This is a genomic window from Saccharopolyspora ipomoeae, assembly GCF_029952525.1.
Taxonomy (GTDB): domain Bacteria; phylum Actinomycetota; class Actinomycetes; order Mycobacteriales; family Pseudonocardiaceae; genus Saccharopolyspora; species Saccharopolyspora ipomoeae.
Map to the genome: position 1 here is coordinate 292,005 of NZ_JASAOF010000004.1, position 16,418 is coordinate 308,422.

A 16,418-nucleotide genomic window follows, 5' to 3' on the forward strand; every position below is an offset into this window, starting at 1 on the left:
CAAGCTCGGCGCGCAACCGCGCGTCGGTGCGGGCGGCGGCATAGGTGTTCTTCCGCTGCAGCCGGTAGTAGCTGTCCAGGCGCCGCCGGGTGAGATGGCAGTCCCTCGATGACGGACAGCACCGCGCAACCCGGCTCGGCGGAATGGGCGCAGTCCGCGAAGCGGTAGTCCTGCGCCAGCTCGGTGATCTCAGCGAAGGTCTGGTCCAGGCCCTCGTCAGCCTCGTGCAGGCCGACGCCACACAGGCCAGGGGTGTCCAGCTGCACCCCGCCGTGTGGCAGCGGCAGCAGCCCCAGCCGTAGTCGGCCAGAGTCAGGACGCGCTCACGGGAGAGTGCAGGTTGGCGTGAAGTGGGTTGATGAAACAACGTGGAGACCCTTGATCGGGGGCCTCGCCGGACGACAGGCGTGCCGCAAGCGCTCCTACGAAGGAGGAAGGCAGACGAAGGTCAGGACGAGGCCCGGGAAGTGAGGATGATCCGGGCACCGCGCACAGCGGTCGTCTCCACGACAGTCATCAACTCACCTCCTTCAATCTCCACAAGCGAACCAGTTTCGCTGTTGCAACCACAATAGCACCAGCCCATACCGCATTTGTGCGGCAGCACCAAGGGCAGAACCTGAGCTGCGGTTGTGATCGCAGGGGGCCTCCGTCTCGGCGCACGTCACCAGGCCCGGCGCCGTGCACCGCCCGGAACGCGCGACCGAACGCCTCGCTGGAGCCGTAGCCGTGCCGGACGGCGATGCTCAGCAGGTCCTCCTCGCCCCGAACGATGTCGGCGGCGGCAACGGTGGTCGCCGAAGGCGATGCTGGCTGATTTGCCGGCCGTCAAGCGGATGCTGTTCGAGTGCCGGTCCCAGGCACGTCCCCGGGACCGGCAGCGGGGATCAACCCGCGGTGGTGCGGTTGATCCAATCCCGGTGGGCGGTCAGGTCGGTGTAGATCCCCGGGCCGGTCGCGCACTGCGGGTTGGCGTCACCGTCGCGGCTGGTCGCCCCGATCAGCTCCCACTGCCCGGGGCGTCCCTTGATCTGCGGCCCACCGGAGTCGAGCATGCACGCCTGAGCGTTCTCGGTGGGGCTGTCGGTGCACAGCTCGTTGTCCGGGTTGTAGTTCTCGCTGCACCGGTCGTCTGCGACGAGCTCGGTGTCCAATTCCTGCAGCACGATCGGCACGTCCGGGCACTCGCTGCCGTCCTCGCAGGTCATGCCCCAACCGAGAATCCGGGTGGCGGTGCCTTCCGGTCCGGGATCGGCGGCGACCTCGATGGGTTGCGCGTTCACCGGGTGATCCAGCTTCATCACCGCCACGTCGTCGTGGAACGGCTCGTAGGAGAAGTTCGGGTGCGCGATGACCTCGGTGACCTCTGCTTCCTCGCCCTTCGTGCGGTCGCGGTCGCCGACTCGCACCGACAGCTGCTGCGGATCGAGGTTCACCGTGCAGTGCCCGGCGGTCACGATCCAGTCCGGTTTGATCAGAGACGCACCGCAGTAGTGGTGCCCGTCCTTGAGAACGCTCACCATGAACGGGTACTCCGCCGTGGCGTCGTGCCCGCCGATGATCCCCGATGCCGGTGGCGCCAATGCCGTGGTGAGCACGATCGCCAACGCCGCTCCGCCCCATCCGACCTTGCCGGGCTTGACCATGTCCGATCCTCCTGACGTTCCCGCAAATCCGGTCGGACACCAAGCTATGGAGCGGCTGCGGGAACGGGATCGGCTCAACGGCCACGTGATCTAGTACTTCCGGCCAACCTTCCCGAGGCGAAGCCGGGAGTTTCAGCGACTGGCACGACCTCTCCTCCTGCACCGCCGAGCCCCGATCACGCCACGTCCGGGCTCGCGGGTTCGTCGTCGCCGAGCGCTCCTGGCCAGCTGGACAGGAGCGCTCGGCGATGGGTTCAGCTCGATGGGGGTTGGGCGATCGGGGTGTTCTGGGCGGCGGCCAGCCACCAGCGGCCGTCTCGCTCGATCAGCGTGTAGAGCGCCATCTCCGAGAAGCCCGTGCCGTCCAGCGCCTGCCTGCGGATGTGCGCGACCGCGACGCCGGGTGCCGGGGCGAGCACGTTGACGACCTCGAACCGCGACCGCGGTGCGACGGCCGCGGCCATCAGCCGGTGGTGCGCGGCGGACAGCTCCTCGAACCTGTCCAGGGTCGCGCCGTACGGGCTGCCCCACATCACGTCCGCGGCGAACGAGCGGTCGTAGACGTCCGCGTCGCCGCTGTCGAGCCCCTTCTGCAGCTCGGCGGCGAAACTCCCCACCACAGCCTCCGCAACGGCCTGCGCCGCGGGGTCGTTCAGGTTCGGTCGCACGTCGTTCATGGTCACCGGCCTCCTCTTCGATCAGGTACACCACGACGCTAGAACTTCGAGTTAACTGGAGATCAAGCCCGCGCCGCTCAAACAGGAGTGCAGGCGGCCCTCTTGGGAAAACCCCAACAGGGCTGTCGAACGTACATGCGAATAGGTGGTGAGTTCACCCGTTAAGCTCTCGCGGCGGGTTTTCGGTGGGAGGTGCGCGGGTGGGTTTGGGTGTGGTGGTTGAGGCGGTCGGGATGTTCGCCGTGACGAACGTCGATGACCTGCTGGTACTGGCGTTGTTCTACGGGCAGGTCACCGGGCCGGGTGGTGCGCTGCGGATCGCGGTCGGTCAGTACCTCGGGTTCGGGGCGATCCTGGCCGTCGCGGTGGTCGGGGCGTTGGGGGCGGAGCTGCTTCCCGCAGCCTTCATCCCCTACCTCGGCCTGCTGCCGGTCGCGCTGGGGATTCGGGCCGGCTGGAGCGCGTGGCGGGATCGCGACGACGAGGGCGAGGTGCCCGCGTCCGGTGGTGGTCCGAGCGCGTCCGCGGTGGCAGCGGTGACCTTCGCCGGCGGTGGCGACAACATCGGCGTGTACGTGCCCGTGTTCGCCACCGCCGGAACCGGTGGCATGGCCGTGTTCACCAGCGTTTTCCTGAGCCTGGTCGCGGTGTGGTGCGCGACGGGCAGGTACCTCGCCACCCGCCCGATGATCGCTCGCACGCTCTCCCGCTGGGGTCACTTCGCGCTGCCCGCGGTGCTGATCGTCATCGGCTTGACGATCCTCGTCCGGGGCGGCGCGTTCGGGTTGTGAGCGAGGATGACCGGATGCGGATCTCCCTGGTTTCTCTCGTGGTGGACGACTACGACTTGGCGATCGAGTTCTTCGTCGGCGTTCTGGGGTTCGAGTTGGTGGAGGATTCCCCTTCGCTGACCAACGACGGGCGGGCCAAGCGGTGGGTCGTGGTGCGGCCGCCGAACGCCGAGAGCGGGTTGCTGCTGGCGCAGGCCGACGGGGACGCGCAGGTCGCCGCCACGGGGAACCAGACCGGAGGCCGGGTGGGGTTCTTCCTGCAGGTGGACGACTTCGACGGGCAGCACCGGCGGATGGTCGAGGCCGGGGTGGAGTTCCTCGGCGAGCCCCGGAGCGAGCCGTACGGGCGGGTGGTGGTGTTCCGCGACATCGCGGGTAACAAGTGGGACCTGCTCGGCCCCCGGTAGCGTGTTCAGTCAGACCTGAACAGCGCGCACTTGGGAGGTAGTCAAGGTGGCAAACCCGTCCTTCGACGTGGTCAGCAAGGTGGATCACCAGGAGGTGGACAACGCGCTGAACCAGGCGGCCAAGGAGCTCGCCAACCGGTTCGACTTCCGGGGCACCGGGACCAAGATCTCCTGGTCCGGCGAGGACGCCGTCGTCCTGGAGTCGGAGACCGAGGAGCGCTGCAAGGCCGCGATCGACGTCTTCAAGGAAAAGCTGATCAAGCGGAACATCTCGCTGAAGGCCCTGGACATGGGCGAGCCGGCGAGCTCCGGCCAGATCTACAAGGTCACCGGCAAGATCGTGCAGGGCATCTCGCAGGACATCGCGAAGAAGATCTCCAAGAAGGTCCGCGACGAGGGTCCCAAGGGCGTTCAGGCGCAGATCCAGGGCGACGCACTGCGGGTGTCCGGCAAGAAGAAGGACGACCTGCAGGCGGTCATCTCGCTGCTGAAGTCCTCCGACTTCGACGTGGCGCTGCAGTTCGAGAACTACCGGTAACCCCCTGGCACCTCTGGCCCCGTTCCGCCGGACCGACCGGCGGAACGGGCCTCTTCGCGCTCGGACCGGCACGCGCGTGGCGGGTTCGTGCCACGGAACACCTCGCACGGGCTCGGGCCCGACCGCGGGCCTCCGCGCTGGCTACCCTCGTGCGAGGGTTCGTCCGCCGGACGAGCCGGTGCGACTAGAGGTTCAGTGGAGGCTTGTGTGAAGGGGATCGTGCTGGCCGGCGGGAGCGGGACGCGGTTGCACCCGCTCACCCAGGCGGTGTCGAAGCAGCTCCTCCCCGTCTACGACAAGCCGATGATCTACTACCCGATCTCGGTGCTGATGCTGGCCGGGATCCGCGAGGTGCTGCTGATCTCCACGCCCTCGGACCTGCCGCTGTTCCGGCGCTTGCTGGGCGACGGCTCGCAGTTCGGGCTGGACATCTCCTACGCCGAGCAGCCCCAGCCCAACGGGCTGGCCGAGGCTTTCGTGATCGGATCCGACTTCGTCGCCGACGAACCGGTGGCGCTGGTGCTCGGCGACAACATCTTCTACGGCCAAGGCTTCTCCGGGATCCTCCGCAACTGCGCCCGCGACCTGCTCGGATGCACCCTGTTCGGCTATCCCGTGCGGGACCCGCAGCGCTACGGCGTGGGCGAGGTCGACGACAGCGGCAAGCTGCTGTCGATCGTCGAGAAGCCCGCCGAGCCCCGGTCGAACATGGCGATCACCGGGCTCTACTTCTACGACAACGCCGTCGTCGACATCGCCAAGGGACTCACCCCGTCGGCGCGAGGCGAGCTGGAGATCACCGACGTCAACCTCGCCTACCTGCGGGAAGGCCGCGCGCACCTGACCGAGCTGGGCCGGGGTTTCGCCTGGCTGGACACCGGCACCCACGACTCGCTGCTGGAAGCCGGGCAGTTCGTGCAGGTGCTGGAGCACCGCACCGGCGTGCGGATCGCCTGCCTGGAGGAGATCGCGCTCAAGATGGGCTTCATCACCGCCGAGGCCTGCTACGAGCTCGGTGCCAAGCAGGCCAAGTCCGGCTACGGCGAATACGTGATGGAGGTCGCCCGCAAAGCGGGTGCCTGAGTCAGCGGATCGGCGGCAGCTGACGTCCCGCCATGCCCTCCAGCCGGGAGATCCGCTCCGCCATCGGCGGGTGCGTGGAGAACATCTTCGCCAGGCGCTCGCCCGGGCGGAACGGGTTGGCGATCATCAGGTGCGACTGCGAGACCAGCTGCGGTTCCGGGGCCAGCGGGGCCGCCTGCGTGCCCTTCTCCAGCCGTCGCAGCGCTGAGGCCAGGGCCAGCGGGTCACCCGTGAGCTGGGCGCCCGACGCATCGGCCTGGTACTCGCGGGACCGGCTCACCGCCATCTGCACCACGGCCGCCGCGATCGGGCCGACCAGGGCCACCAGCAGCATCGCGAACGGGTTCGGCCGATCCTCGTCGTTGCCGCCGAACATGCCAAAGAACATCCCGAAGTTCGCCAGGAAGGTCACGACGCTGGCCAGCGCGCCGGCCACGCTGGAGATCAGGATGTCGCGGTTGTAGACGTGGGAGAGCTCGTGGCCGAGCACCGCGCGCAGCTCGCGCTCGTCGAGCAGCTCCAGGATTCCCTGCGTGCAGCACACCGCGGCGTTGCGCGGGTTGCGGCCGGTCGCGAACGCGTTCGGAGCCCGGGTGGGGCTGACGTAGAGGGCGGGCATCGGCTGCCGCGCCGACGTCGCGAGCTCGCGCACGATCCGGTACATCGCCGGTTGCTCGGCCTCCGACACCGGCCGTGCTCGCATCGAGCGCAACGCCATCTTCGCCGAGTTGAAGTAGGCGTACCCGTTCATGCCCAGCGCCACGACCAGCGCGATGACCAGACCGGCCCGACCGAAGATCGCGCCGACCAGCAGCACCAGCGCGCTCATACCGCCGAGCAGCACCGCGGTTTTCAGACCGTTGAAATGACTGTGCACCTCTGCCTCCGCCTGTGATTCAACTGGAAAACGCGCGGGCGCGGCGAGTGGTTCCGCTGAACGGATGTGCGGAATGCAACTCCGCCCACCGATCGGATGAAATCGTGCTTCGATCTAGGCTGAAAGTTCTAGCGGATGACACCGAAAATCATCCTCCGCTTCCCCCCAACGGAGGATGTTCAGAAGGGATTCTCAATGGTTTTCGCCAAGCTGCGCCGACTCTGGTCGGCCAGCGAGGGCACCCCGGCGCGCTCCCCACGCGGCGGGGGATTCTCCCTCCACCCGACGCCACTGGACAGCGGTCTGGTGAGCGGTCAGGTGCACGACGAACGCGGTGCGCTCCTCCCCGGCGCGAGCGTCACCGTCGTCGACCGGCTGAATCAGGTTATCGGAGAGTCGCAGACCGACTCCTACGGCGGCTTCGCGCTCGCGGTCTCGCCCGGCACGCACCGGCTGTCCGTCGCCTCCGGCGGCTACCGCCGGTACAGCACCCGCATCCAGGTGCAGGTCAACCAGCACACCCCGCTCGGCAACCTCGGCCTGGAACCCGATGACTCGCTGCAGCTCCCGCAGCCCGGCCGCTACCGGTTCGACCCGTACCACACGGAGATCCGGTTCGTCGCCCAGCACATCGGGATGTCCAAGATCCACGGGGAGTTCCGCGAGTTCGACGGCGTGATCGAGGTCGCGCCCAGGTTCGAGGACTCCCAGATCGAGGTCGTCATGGAGGCGGCCTCCATCGACACCGGCGTGAAGATGCGCGACGACCACCTGCGGTCCGCGGACTTCCTCGACGTCGAGTCGCACCCGAAGGTCCTGTTCCGCAGCGAACGGCTGACCCACCTGCGCGCGGACCGCTGGAACGTCAGCGGCCGGCTCACGCTGCGCGGCACCACCAGCCCCGTCGACCTGGAGACCTCATACCTGGGGCAGCGCAGGTTCCAGGGCCCGGGCTTCGACGGTGACCTGCGGGTCGCGTGCGATGCCAAGGCCGTCCTGCGGCGCGAGGACTACTCGGTGAACTGGCAGGCCACCCTCGCCAAGGGCATCGCGGTCGTCGGCCCCACGATCAACATCGAGCTCGGCGTTCAGGCCGTCATGGAATGACGGCGCGGCGGACGGCCGCGCAACGCTCTTGCGCGGCCGTCTCGGCCGATCACACGGGGCCGCGGTTCAGGAGTGCAGCTCCAGCGTGCAGCACTTCGGGCCGCCACCGGACTTGCGCAGCTCCGACATGTCGAGCCCGATCACCTCGTAGCCCCGGTCCTCCAGCTGCTTGGCCAGTCCCGTCGCCTCGACCGGCAGCACCACGTGACGGCCGTCGGAGACGCCGTTGAGGCCCAGGCAGGCGGCGTCGGCCGCGTCGGCGATCACCGCGTCCGGGAACATCCGGGCCAGCACCCGCCGGGAGCCCTCCGAGAACGCCTCCGGGTAGTAGGCGATCTGCGCGTTCGGCCCCTTGTCCAGCACGAACAGCGCCGTGTCCAGGTGGTAGTAGCGCTCGTCGACGAGGGTGAGCGAGACGACCGGCACCCCCAGCGCCTCCTGCGCCTCGGCGTGCGCCGCGGGATCGGTGCGGAACCCCGTCCCGGCCAGCAGCACCTCGCCGGTCCAGGCGAAATCACCCTCCGCCTCGTTGATCCGCGTCGGCATCACCAGGTCGCGGTGGCCGTGCGCGACGAACCAGCGGCGGAAGTGCTCGGCCTCGGCGGCCCGCTCCGGCGCGCGGAACCTCGATCCCAGCACGCGGCCCTCGATGACGGTCCCCGAATTGGCGGCGAAGACCATGTCGGGCAGGCCCGGCTGCGGCTCGATGGTGTCCACGGTGTGGCCGAGCCGGAGATAGGTGTTCTTGAGCTCCTCCCACTGCGCCATCGCCAGTTCCGCGTCCACCGGCTCGTCCGGGTTCATCCACGGGTTGATCACGTACTCGACGGTGAAGTACGTGGGCGGGCACATCAGGAAGTGGCGTGCGGTGGCCTGTTCGGCCGCGAACGTGTCGGCGGGTCGCGCCGCTGTTGCCGTCATGAATCGAAATCTAAGCGGTGTTGATACCGACCATCAACGCCGCTCCGTTCGCGATATGCGGCAGAATGTTGCGCATGGATGCCCTGGATCAACGAATCATTTCGCGCCTGGTCGCGGACGCGCGCGCGAGCTACGCGGAGATCGGGTCCGACGTGGGGCTCTCCGCGCCCGCGGTGAAACGACGGGTGGACAAGCTGCTCGACCAGGGCGTTCTGCAGGGGTTCACCGCCGTGGTCGACCCGGAGGCGCTGGGCTGGGGGACCGAGGCGTTCGTGGAGGTCCACTGCCACGGCAACGTCCCCGCGCACCGGATCCGCACCGGCCTCGAACCGCTGCCGGAGGTCATCGCCGCCTACACCGTGTCCGGGCAGGCGGACGCGATCGTGCACCTGCGCGCGGCCGACATCCACCACCTGGAGGAGGCGATGGAACGGCTCCGCGAGGTCGACTTCGTCTCCCGCACGGTCTCGACGGTCGTGCTGTCCCGCCTGCTCGAACGCCAGCCCCAGCAGGCCGAGTGAACCCCGGCCCGCCTGAGCCCCTGCGGGGGCTCACCTGTGCCAGGGCTCGAACCCCGCGATCTCGGCGTCGGACGGGGTCCGGAACCAGACGTCGGCGGTGATCTGGTCGTACTCGGGCGACTCCGGGCTGTGGTACTTCCGGGACGCCGAGTGGCCCTTGATCATCGGACCGGAGGAGGACTCCGGCTTGGCGGGCTCGGGCTTCGGCAACTCCTGATTGGGCGACCCCTGCTTGGGCGACTCCGACGGGGTCTCCCACTTCGCGTCGCGGCCGGGGTGCGGACCCGCGCCCGGGGTCCGGCGGGGCAGCGGGGACGACTCGTCCGGGTTGTCGACGAGCTTGATCTCCGCCGGGTCGCCCGTGCTCTCGTCCGCCTTCGGCAGCGGCCTACCGTCCGCGACGTGCCTGCGCAGCGATTCCGGGATCTGCGGAACGTCGGCGCGGCCGGAGTCGTCGCGAGCCGGGTCGTCCTGAGCCGTGTGCGCCATCTCGGGGCGCGGCTGCGGCGTCCGCTTCGGCAGCGGTGCCGCGGCGGGCGCCCCTGCGTCGTCGAGGCTGCCGGTGACCTGCGCGGACGCGTCCTGCTCGCGGGGCACGGCCGGGATGACCTGGGTGGCGTCGGCGCCGACCGGCGGCGTGTACGGCTCCTGCGCCCCACCCGCGGATTCCGGCTCGAACAGCGAGCGCAGCTGACCCGAGAGCTGCCCGGAGTCCTCCTCGTCGGCCCCCGGCGGGAACTGCGACGGCCGCGTCTCGCCCCGGGCCTCCTCGGCCTCGGGATTGCGGAACCAGGTGTTGTCACCCGACGGTTCGAGATCCGCCTCGACCACCGCGTCCGGCTGGGGCTCCGGGTCCGGCTGGGGATCCGATTCCGTCTGGGGCTCCGGGTCGGGCTCGGGCAGGCGCTGGGTCCCGGTGGGGGCGGAGCGCAGCGTCTCCGGCGACACCCACGGGCGGGGCCTGCGGTCCCACTCGTCCTGCTGCTCCTCCGGCGGCTCCCACTGGCGCGGCTGCTCCAGCAGGTCCAGCGGAGCGGGCTGGTGCGCGACCGTCCGATCGTCCGCGTACTCCTCGCCCGCGTAGCCGTCGTCCGGGTGGTGCTCGTCCCGGAAGTGGTCGTCCCGGAAGCGGTCGTCGACGTGGGCGGCGTCCTCGTAGACCCGCTCGTCGTACACGGGCTCGTCGTACACGGGCTCCGCGTACAGCGGCCTGGCCAGCTCCGCCTTCAGGCGGCGGCGCAGCGGCCGGACGAACAGCAGCCAGGTGATGAACGCACCCAGCAGAAATGCGGCGAGGCTCCACAGCCACACCTGGGTGAACAGCCAGGTGATCACGAGTGACGTCCCTCCTCCGGGGTTCCAGCGGCACCGCCGGTCATCCTCGGGTTCCTACCACGCGTCCGACGCGCCCCGGTACCTCTTTGACCCGCTCGTGACGCACGCGGCAAGTTCAAGACAACAGCCGGCTCACGATGCGGCCCACAACACGGGACAACCCAGATCACGGGACGGCGCAGGTCACGGGACGACGCAGATCACGAGACGGCTCACCAGGTGCGCGCGACCACGTAGTCGACCAGCGAGGACAGCGCCTCGCGGGCCGGCACGTCGGGCAGCGAGGCGAGTTCCTTGCGCGCGTCGTCGGCGAACTCCTGCAGCGTGCCGCGGGTCCGCTCCAGACCGCTGCTCCCGCGCAGCAGCTCCAGGGCCTCGGCGACCTCGGCGTCGGAGGACAGCGGGCGGGAGAGCAGGTCCCGCAGTCGCGGCGAGCAGTTCTCGTCGGCCAGGGCGTACAGCATCGGCAGCGTCTTGACGCCCTCGCGCAGGTCGGTGCCCGGGGTCTTGCCGGACTCCTTCGACGGCGAAGCGATGTCGATGATGTCGTCGGAGATCTGGAACCCGGTCCCGATCAGCTTGCCGATGCGCTCCAGCGACTCGACGGTCGCCTCGTCGGCCCCGGAGAACCAGGCGCCGAAGCGACCGGCGGTCGCGATCAGCGAACCGGTCTTCTCGTAGATCACCTTGAGGTAGAAGTCGACGGCGTCCTCGCCGTCGCGGACGCCCTCGGTCTCCCGCATCTGCCCGGTGACCAGCGCCTCGAAGGTGATCGCCATCCGGCGAACGGCCTCGGCGCCGAGGTCGGCGATGAGCTGGGAGCCCTTGGCGAACAGGAAGTCGCCGGTGAGGATCGCGACCGAGTTGTCCCAGCGGGCGTTGGCGCTGGTCGCACCCCGCCGCATGGTGGCCTCGTCCATCACGTCGTCGTGGTAGAGCGTCGCAAGGTGGATCATCTCCACCACGGCGCCGGACTTGATCACCTCGTCCGCCGCGGGGTCGCCGAACTGGGCGGCGAGCAGCACGAACAGCGGCCGGAACCGCTTGCCGCCCGCGTCCACCAGGTGGAGCGACGTGCGCGTGGCGAAGTCGAGGTCGCTGCGCACCTCGTGGTGCAGCAGCTGCTCGACGCGCGCCATGCCCTGCTTGACCGAGTCGGCCAACGCGGCGTCGGTGATCTGGAAACCACCCGACCCACCTGCCGTCAGTTCACTGATCGGGTCATCCGCTGGCCTGCTCACGTCACCGTCGCCTTCGCTCCCCCACGATCGCCCTACGGGCGAGCACTCTACGACACGAAGCCACCGACGTTCGCCCAGTCCAGGGCCAACGTCGGCAACACGCCCAGCAACAGCGTCACGACCACGCCCAGCGTGATCGCCGCCGTCGTGAACGCACCCGGCACGCTGACGGTGGGGCCGTCCGCAGCCGGTTCTTGGAAGTGCATCAGCACGATGACACGAAGGTAGAAGAAGGCCGCAACCGCACTGGCCACCAGGGCCACCACGACCAGCGGGGCCATCCCGTCGGTCAGCGCGGCCTCGAAGACCACGAACTTCCCGACGAAACCGCTGGTCATGGGGATGCCCGCGAGGGCGAGCAGCAGGAACGTGAACACCCAGGCAACGAGGGGTGACCGCTTTGCCAGACCTGCCCAGTCCGAAAGGTGAGTTGCCTCACCGTCGGAGCGCCGCACGAGGCTGATCACACCGAACACGGCGATCGTGGTGAAGCCGTAGGCCAGCAGGTAGAACAGCGTCGCCGCGAGCCCCCGGTCGGACAGCGCGAGGGCTCCGAGCAGCATGAACCCGGCGTGCGCCACCGACGAGTAGGCGATCATCCGCTTGATGTCGCGCTGGGTCAGGCCCAGCACCACGCCGATGACCATGGACACCACGGCGATCGTCCACACCACGCCGCGCCACTCCCAGCTGGAGGCCTCGAAGGCCACCTGCAGCACGCGCAGGATGCCGCCGAACGCCGCGACCTTGGTGCAGGCCGCCATGAAACCGGTCACCGAGGTCGGGGCGCCCTGGTAGACGTCCGGGGTCCAGGTGTGGAACGGGCCGACGGAGGCCTTGAACAGCAGGCCCACCAGCAGCAGGCCGAGACCGGCGAACAGCAGCGTGTCCGACCGCTCCGAGCCGGCGGTGGCGTCGGCGATCGCCTGCAGCTTCACCGAACCCGCGTAGCCGTAGAGCAGCGCGAGGCCGTAGAGGAAGAACGCGGAGGCGAACGCGCCGAGCAGGAAGTACTTCACGGCCGACTCCTGCGACAGCAGCCGGCGGCGCTTGGCCAGCCCGCACATCAGGTACAGCGGCAGGCTCAGCACCTCGAGCGCGATGAACATCGTCAGCAGGTCGTTGGCCGCGCAGAACACCATCATCCCGCCGAGCGAGAACAGGGCCAGCGGGAAGACCTCGGTGCGCATCCCGGCCGCCGACGCGGCGGCGCGGCTCATCGTCCCCGGGCCCTCGGCCGGGGTCGCCTCGGCCACGAACGCACCGCCCGGTTCCACCGAGCGGTCGGCGATCAGCAGCACCGAACCCAGGCCGAGCGCCAGCAGCGTGCCCCACAGGAACAGCGTCGGCGGGTCGACGGCCAGCGAGTCCGACAGCGTGGTCACCCCGGTGCCCGCGGACCGCGCGAAGACGGCCAGGGCGACACCGGCGACGACGATCGCGACCAGGCTCAGCCCGACCTGCACCGACCACCGCTGGTGCCGGGGCAGGAACGCCTCGACCAGGATCGCCAGGCACGCGGCGCCCAGGATCACCAGCACCGGCGCGATCGCCGCGTAGTCGATCGGCGGGACCTCGACGTGCCCCAGCTGGCTCGGGAAGCCGGCGGTCACTCCCATGAACGCTCCCACTGTCAGTTACCTCCCTGCGAGGTCACGGGGTCGGTGACGCCGACCTCGCTCATGGTTGCCGCGACCGACGGGTTGATCACGTCCAGCACCGGCTTCGGGTACACGCCGAGCCCGACGATCAGCACGATCAACGGGGCCAGCACGGCGACCTCCCGGGCGCCGAGGTCGGCGAACCGGAGCCGGTGCGCGCCTTCGCGATTCGGGTCGGTGACCGCTCCCGGGCCGCCCGCGGTGCCCAGCAGCGCGTCGCCGCGCACCGGGCCCTGCATGGTGCGCTGGTACAGCCGCAGCACGTAGACCGCGGCCAGCACCATGCCGATCGTGGCCAGCGTCGCGTACACCGGTCGGGTTGCGAAAGACCCGACGAGCACGAGGAATTCGCTGACGAAGGAGTTCGTCCCCGGCAGCGACAGGGTGCTCAGACCGGCGATGAGCAAGCTGCCCGCCAGCAGCGGGGTCACCTTCGCCATGCCGCCGTAGTCGGCGATGCAGGTCGACCCGCCGCGCGCGATGACCATGCCGATGACCAGGATCAGCATGCCGGTGGCGACGCTGTGGTTGACCATGTACGACGCCGACCCGACCTGGGCCTGGCTGGTGAACGCGAAGATCCCCATCGCGATGAAGCCGAAGTGCGCGATGGACACGTAGGCGACGAAGCGCTTCAGGTCGGTCTGCCCGAACGCCTGCAGCGAGCCGTAGAGCACGCCGATCACCGCCAGCACCAGCACCAGCGGTGCCAGCTGCTGCGAGGCCTGCGGGGTCAGCGGCAGGCTGTAGCGCAGGAACCCGAAGGTGCCGACCTTGTCGAGCACGCCGACCACGATCACCGCGACGCCGATCGGCGCCTGCTGCGCGGCGTCCGGCAGCCAGGTGTGGAACGGGATCAGCGGCGCCTTGATCGCGAACGCGACGAAGAAGCCCAGGAACAGCCAGATCTGCACGTTCACCGGGGCGTCGGACAGGATCGGGACGAGCTTGGCCCAGTCGAAGGTGCCCTCGCCGGTGACCTGCGCGCTGTAGCTGTAGGCGCCGATCGCCGAGGCCAGCATGATCAGGCCGCCGAGGAACGAGTACAGGAAGAACTTCACCGCGGCGTAGGTGCGGTTCTCACCGCCGTAGCCGCCGATGAGGAAGTACATCGGGATCAGCATGATCTCGAAGAGCACGTAGAACAGGAACACGTCGGTGGCGGCGAACACCGCGACGGTCAACGCCTGCTCCAGCAGCAGCAGCGAGAAGAACCCGCCGTGCGTGCGCCCCTCGGGCAGCCGCTCGCCCCAGCTGTAGCCCAGCACCAGCGGGGTGAGCACGGCGATGACCACGATCATCACCAGCGCGATGCCGTCGACGCCGAACGACAGGTTGATGTCGAACGACGGGATCCACGGGATCGAGCTGGTCAGCTGCAACCGGGGCCCGGCCGGGTCGTAGGCGAACCAGGCGGCCACCGCGATCACCAGCTCGGCGAGGGAGAACCCGAGCGCGGCCCACTTCGCCGCGCCGGTGTTGCCGCGCAGCAGGGCCACGACGACCGACCCGACGATGGGCAGCAGCACCAGGGCGAGCAGCAGGGTCATCGGATCTCCTCCCGGAGCTGGATGGACTCGACGGGCAGCTTCATGACGGGCGGCTTCATGACGGGATCCCCACTGCCATCAAGGCGGCGATCACCACGACGCCGCCGAAGAGCATGGACAGGGCGTAGGACCGGACGAACCCGGTCTGCCAGCGGCGCATCCGGCCGGAGGCGAAGGTGAGCAGCCCGGCGATGCCGGACACCGCGCCGTCGACGCCCTTGCGGTCGACCGCGAGCAGCCCCTTGGTCAGGCCGAAAGTGGGGCGCACCGCGACCAGGTCATTGAACTTGTTGCCGCCGAGGTCGGCGCGGGCCGCGCGCACGACCGGCGAGACCTTCGCCGGGCGCTGCACCGGAACCGGCTTGCGGCCCACCACCAGCCACGCGATCAGCACGCCCAGCGCCGAGAACGCCACCGTGAGAACGGGGATGAGCGCGTGCGGGATGGCGGTGTGGTGCGCCTCCTGCAGCTCGCCCAGCGACGGCGACAGGAACGTCACCAGCCGGTCGCCGCCGGCCAGGAACATGCCCGCCGCGACCGAGCCGACCGCCAGCACGATCATCGGCGCGGTCATGATCGCCGGGGACTCGTGCGGGTGGAATTCCTTGCCGTCGCTCGACTTCAGGTCCTTCCAGCGCTTCTCGCCGAAGAACGTCATCAGCACCAGGCGCGTCATGTAGAACGCCGTGATGCCCGCGCCGAGCATGGCCGCGCCGCCGAACACCCAGCCGCGCCAGCCCTCCTGGCCGAACGCCGCCTCGATGATGGCGTCCTTGGAGTAGAAGCCGGACAGGAACGGGAACCCGATCAGCGCCAGGTAGCCGAGTCCGAAGGTGCCGAAGGTGATCGGCATGTACCGGGCGAGGCCGCCGAACTTGCGCATGTCGACCTCGTCGTTCATGCCGTGCATGACGGACCCGGCGCCGAGGAACAGCCCGGCCTTGAAGAAGCCGTGGGTGAGCAGGTGCATGATGCCCAGCGCGTACCCGGCCGGGCCGAGCCCGACCGCCAGCATCATGTAGCCGATCTGGCTGACCGTGGAGTAGGCCAGCACCTTCTTGATGTCGTCGTAGGCGCACCCGATGACGCAGCCGACGAGCAGCGTCACGGCGCCGACGACGGTGACGGCCAGCTGCCCGCCGGGCGAGAGCGAGAACAGCGGGTTGGAGCGGGCCACCAGGTAGACGCCCGCGGTGACCATCGTCGCGGCGTGGATCAGCGCCGACACCGGGGTCGGGCCCTCCATCGCGTCCGGCAACCAGGCCTGCAGCGGGACCTGGCCGGACTTGCCGCAGGCGCCGAGCAGCAGCAGGAGCGTGATCGCCAGCAGCACGCCCGGCGAGAGCTCACCGGCGCGGGCGAAGACCTCCGCGTACTGGGTGGTGCCGAGGTTCGCGAACAGCAGGAAGATCGCCAGCGCCAGGCCGACGTCGCCGACCCGGTTCATCACGAACGCCTTGGTGGCCGCGGCCGCCGCCGACGGGCGGTGCTGCCAGAACCCGATCAGCAGGTAGGACGCCAGGCCGACGCCCTCCCAGCCGAGGTAGAGGGTCACGAAGCTGTTGCCCAGCACCAGGACCAGCATCGCGGCGACGAACAGGTTCAGGTAGCCGAAGAAGCGGCGGCGCTCGGTGTTGTCGGAGCCGGTGCGCCCCTGCTGGTCGTGGCTCATGTAGCCGATCGAGTACAGGTGGATCAGCGACCCGACACCCGTGATCAGCAGCACGAACACCATCGCCAGCGGGTCCAGCCGGAGCCCGAAGTCGACCTGCAGCGCGTTCACCGGGATCCACGAGAACAGGTGCAGCTCGCGGACCTGCTCGCTCTCCGGGCTGCCGGCGACGGAGGTGAACAGCCAGAGCCCGTAGACGAACGAGGCGATCACCGTTGCCGACCCCAGCAGATGGCCCCACCCGTTGGCCCGCCGTCCCGCGATCAGCAGGATCGCAGCGCCCACCAGCGGGAACGCGATCAGCAGCCAGGCGTAGGACTGCGCCGGACCGGTCGCGTCGGCGACCTCCGCTGCGGTTTCAAGCATCATTGCCGTCACCACGCGCCCTCTC

General features: G+C 69.4%; 16 protein-coding genes. 7 read left to right on the forward strand and 9 right to left on the reverse strand.

Features of this window, described 5'->3' with window-relative positions; all coding sequences use genetic code 11:
• Positions 1 to 143: 143 nt before the first annotated feature.
• Positions 144 to 302, forward strand: coding sequence for a hypothetical protein (locus tag QFW96_RS10825; RefSeq protein ID WP_281455434.1), 159 nt, complete (start codon positions 144 to 146; stop codon positions 300 to 302).
• 585 nt (positions 303 to 887) lie between these two features.
• On the opposite strand, the gene QFW96_RS10830 is transcribed toward QFW96_RS10825, so the two are convergent.
• Together QFW96_RS10830 and QFW96_RS10835 are read right to left on the reverse strand one after the other, a co-directional pair.
• Entirely contained in the window at positions 888 to 1,646 is a 759-nt protein-coding gene (locus QFW96_RS10830) for a S1 family peptidase (protein ID WP_281455435.1), read from the reverse strand.
• A gap of 254 nt (positions 1,647 to 1,900) precedes the next feature.
• On the reverse strand, positions 1,901 to 2,323 hold the full coding sequence (locus QFW96_RS10835) for a DUF4440 domain-containing protein (RefSeq protein ID WP_281455436.1): 423 nt from the start codon (positions 2,321 to 2,323) through the stop codon (positions 1,901 to 1,903).
• Positions 2,324 to 2,523: 200 nt separating this feature from the next.
• On the opposite strand from QFW96_RS10835, the gene QFW96_RS10840 reads away from it, so the two are divergent.
• The 4 genes from QFW96_RS10840 (at position 2,524) to rfbA (ending at position 5,142) form a co-directional block, all read left to right on the forward strand.
• A complete protein-coding gene (locus QFW96_RS10840) occupies positions 2,524 to 3,114 on the forward strand; it encodes a cadmium resistance transporter (protein WP_281455437.1) in 591 nt (196 codons plus the stop codon).
• A 14-nt stretch (positions 3,115 to 3,128) separates the two neighbouring features.
• Positions 3,129 to 3,521: a VOC family protein gene (locus QFW96_RS10845; protein ID WP_281455438.1), complete on the forward strand. Its 393-nt coding sequence runs from the start codon at positions 3,129 to 3,131 to the stop codon at positions 3,519 to 3,521.
• 46 nt (positions 3,522 to 3,567) lie between these two features.
• The gene (locus QFW96_RS10850) at positions 3,568 to 4,059 is read left to right on the forward strand and encodes a YajQ family cyclic di-GMP-binding protein (protein ID WP_093414257.1); all 492 of its coding nucleotides are present in this window, start codon (positions 3,568 to 3,570) and stop codon (positions 4,057 to 4,059) included.
• Between the two features lie 207 nt (positions 4,060 to 4,266).
• Positions 4,267 to 5,142, forward strand: a complete 876-nt coding sequence (gene rfbA, locus QFW96_RS10855) for a glucose-1-phosphate thymidylyltransferase RfbA (protein ID WP_281455439.1) — start codon at positions 4,267 to 4,269, stop codon at positions 5,140 to 5,142.
• A gap of 1 nt (position 5,143) precedes the next feature.
• Here the strand turns inward: rfbA and htpX are convergent, their stop codons facing one another.
• Positions 5,144 to 6,019 carry a zinc metalloprotease HtpX gene (htpX, locus tag QFW96_RS10860; protein ID WP_281455440.1) on the reverse strand — a complete coding sequence of 292 codons (876 nt, stop codon included), beginning with the start codon at positions 6,017 to 6,019 and terminating at the stop codon, positions 5,144 to 5,146.
• Between the two features lie 195 nt (positions 6,020 to 6,214).
• Here htpX and QFW96_RS10865 point away from each other — a divergent pair, with 195 nt between their 5' ends.
• Positions 6,215 to 7,126: a YceI family protein gene (locus QFW96_RS10865; protein ID WP_281455441.1), complete on the forward strand. Its 912-nt coding sequence runs from the start codon at positions 6,215 to 6,217 to the stop codon at positions 7,124 to 7,126.
• Positions 7,127 to 7,192: 66 nt separating this feature from the next.
• On the opposite strand, the gene ddaH is transcribed toward QFW96_RS10865, so the two are convergent.
• Positions 7,193 to 8,047 (reverse strand): dimethylargininase, encoded by an 855-nt coding sequence (gene ddaH, locus QFW96_RS10870; RefSeq protein WP_343231370.1) that lies wholly within the window; start codon positions 8,045 to 8,047, stop codon positions 7,193 to 7,195.
• 74 nt (positions 8,048 to 8,121) lie between these two features.
• Here ddaH and QFW96_RS10875 point away from each other — a divergent pair, with 74 nt between their 5' ends.
• A complete protein-coding gene (locus QFW96_RS10875; protein ID WP_281455442.1) occupies positions 8,122 to 8,568 on the forward strand; it encodes an Lrp/AsnC family transcriptional regulator in 447 nt (148 codons plus the stop codon).
• Between the two features lie 30 nt (positions 8,569 to 8,598).
• On the opposite strand, the gene QFW96_RS10880 is transcribed toward QFW96_RS10875, so the two are convergent.
• From QFW96_RS10880 to nuoL, 5 genes are all read right to left on the reverse strand, one after another.
• Positions 8,599 to 9,903 carry a sunset domain-containing protein gene (locus QFW96_RS10880; protein ID WP_281455443.1) on the reverse strand — a complete coding sequence of 435 codons (1,305 nt, stop codon included), beginning with the start codon at positions 9,901 to 9,903 and terminating at the stop codon, positions 8,599 to 8,601.
• A gap of 212 nt (positions 9,904 to 10,115) precedes the next feature.
• Entirely contained in the window at positions 10,116 to 11,144 is a 1,029-nt protein-coding gene (locus QFW96_RS10885; protein ID WP_281455444.1) for a polyprenyl synthetase family protein, read from the reverse strand.
• A 47-nt stretch (positions 11,145 to 11,191) separates the two neighbouring features.
• The gene (gene nuoN / locus QFW96_RS10890) at positions 11,192 to 12,733 is read right to left on the reverse strand and encodes an NADH-quinone oxidoreductase subunit NuoN (RefSeq protein ID WP_281455476.1); all 1,542 of its coding nucleotides are present in this window, start codon (positions 12,731 to 12,733) and stop codon (positions 11,192 to 11,194) included.
• Between the two features lie 44 nt (positions 12,734 to 12,777).
• Positions 12,778 to 14,355, reverse strand: coding sequence for an NADH-quinone oxidoreductase subunit M (locus QFW96_RS10895; RefSeq protein ID WP_281455445.1), 1,578 nt, complete (start codon positions 14,353 to 14,355; stop codon positions 12,778 to 12,780).
• A gap of 55 nt (positions 14,356 to 14,410) precedes the next feature.
• Positions 14,411 to 16,396, reverse strand: a complete 1,986-nt coding sequence (nuoL, locus tag QFW96_RS10900; RefSeq protein ID WP_406688563.1) for an NADH-quinone oxidoreductase subunit L — start codon at positions 16,394 to 16,396, stop codon at positions 14,411 to 14,413.
• Positions 16,397 to 16,418 lie beyond the last annotated feature (22 nt).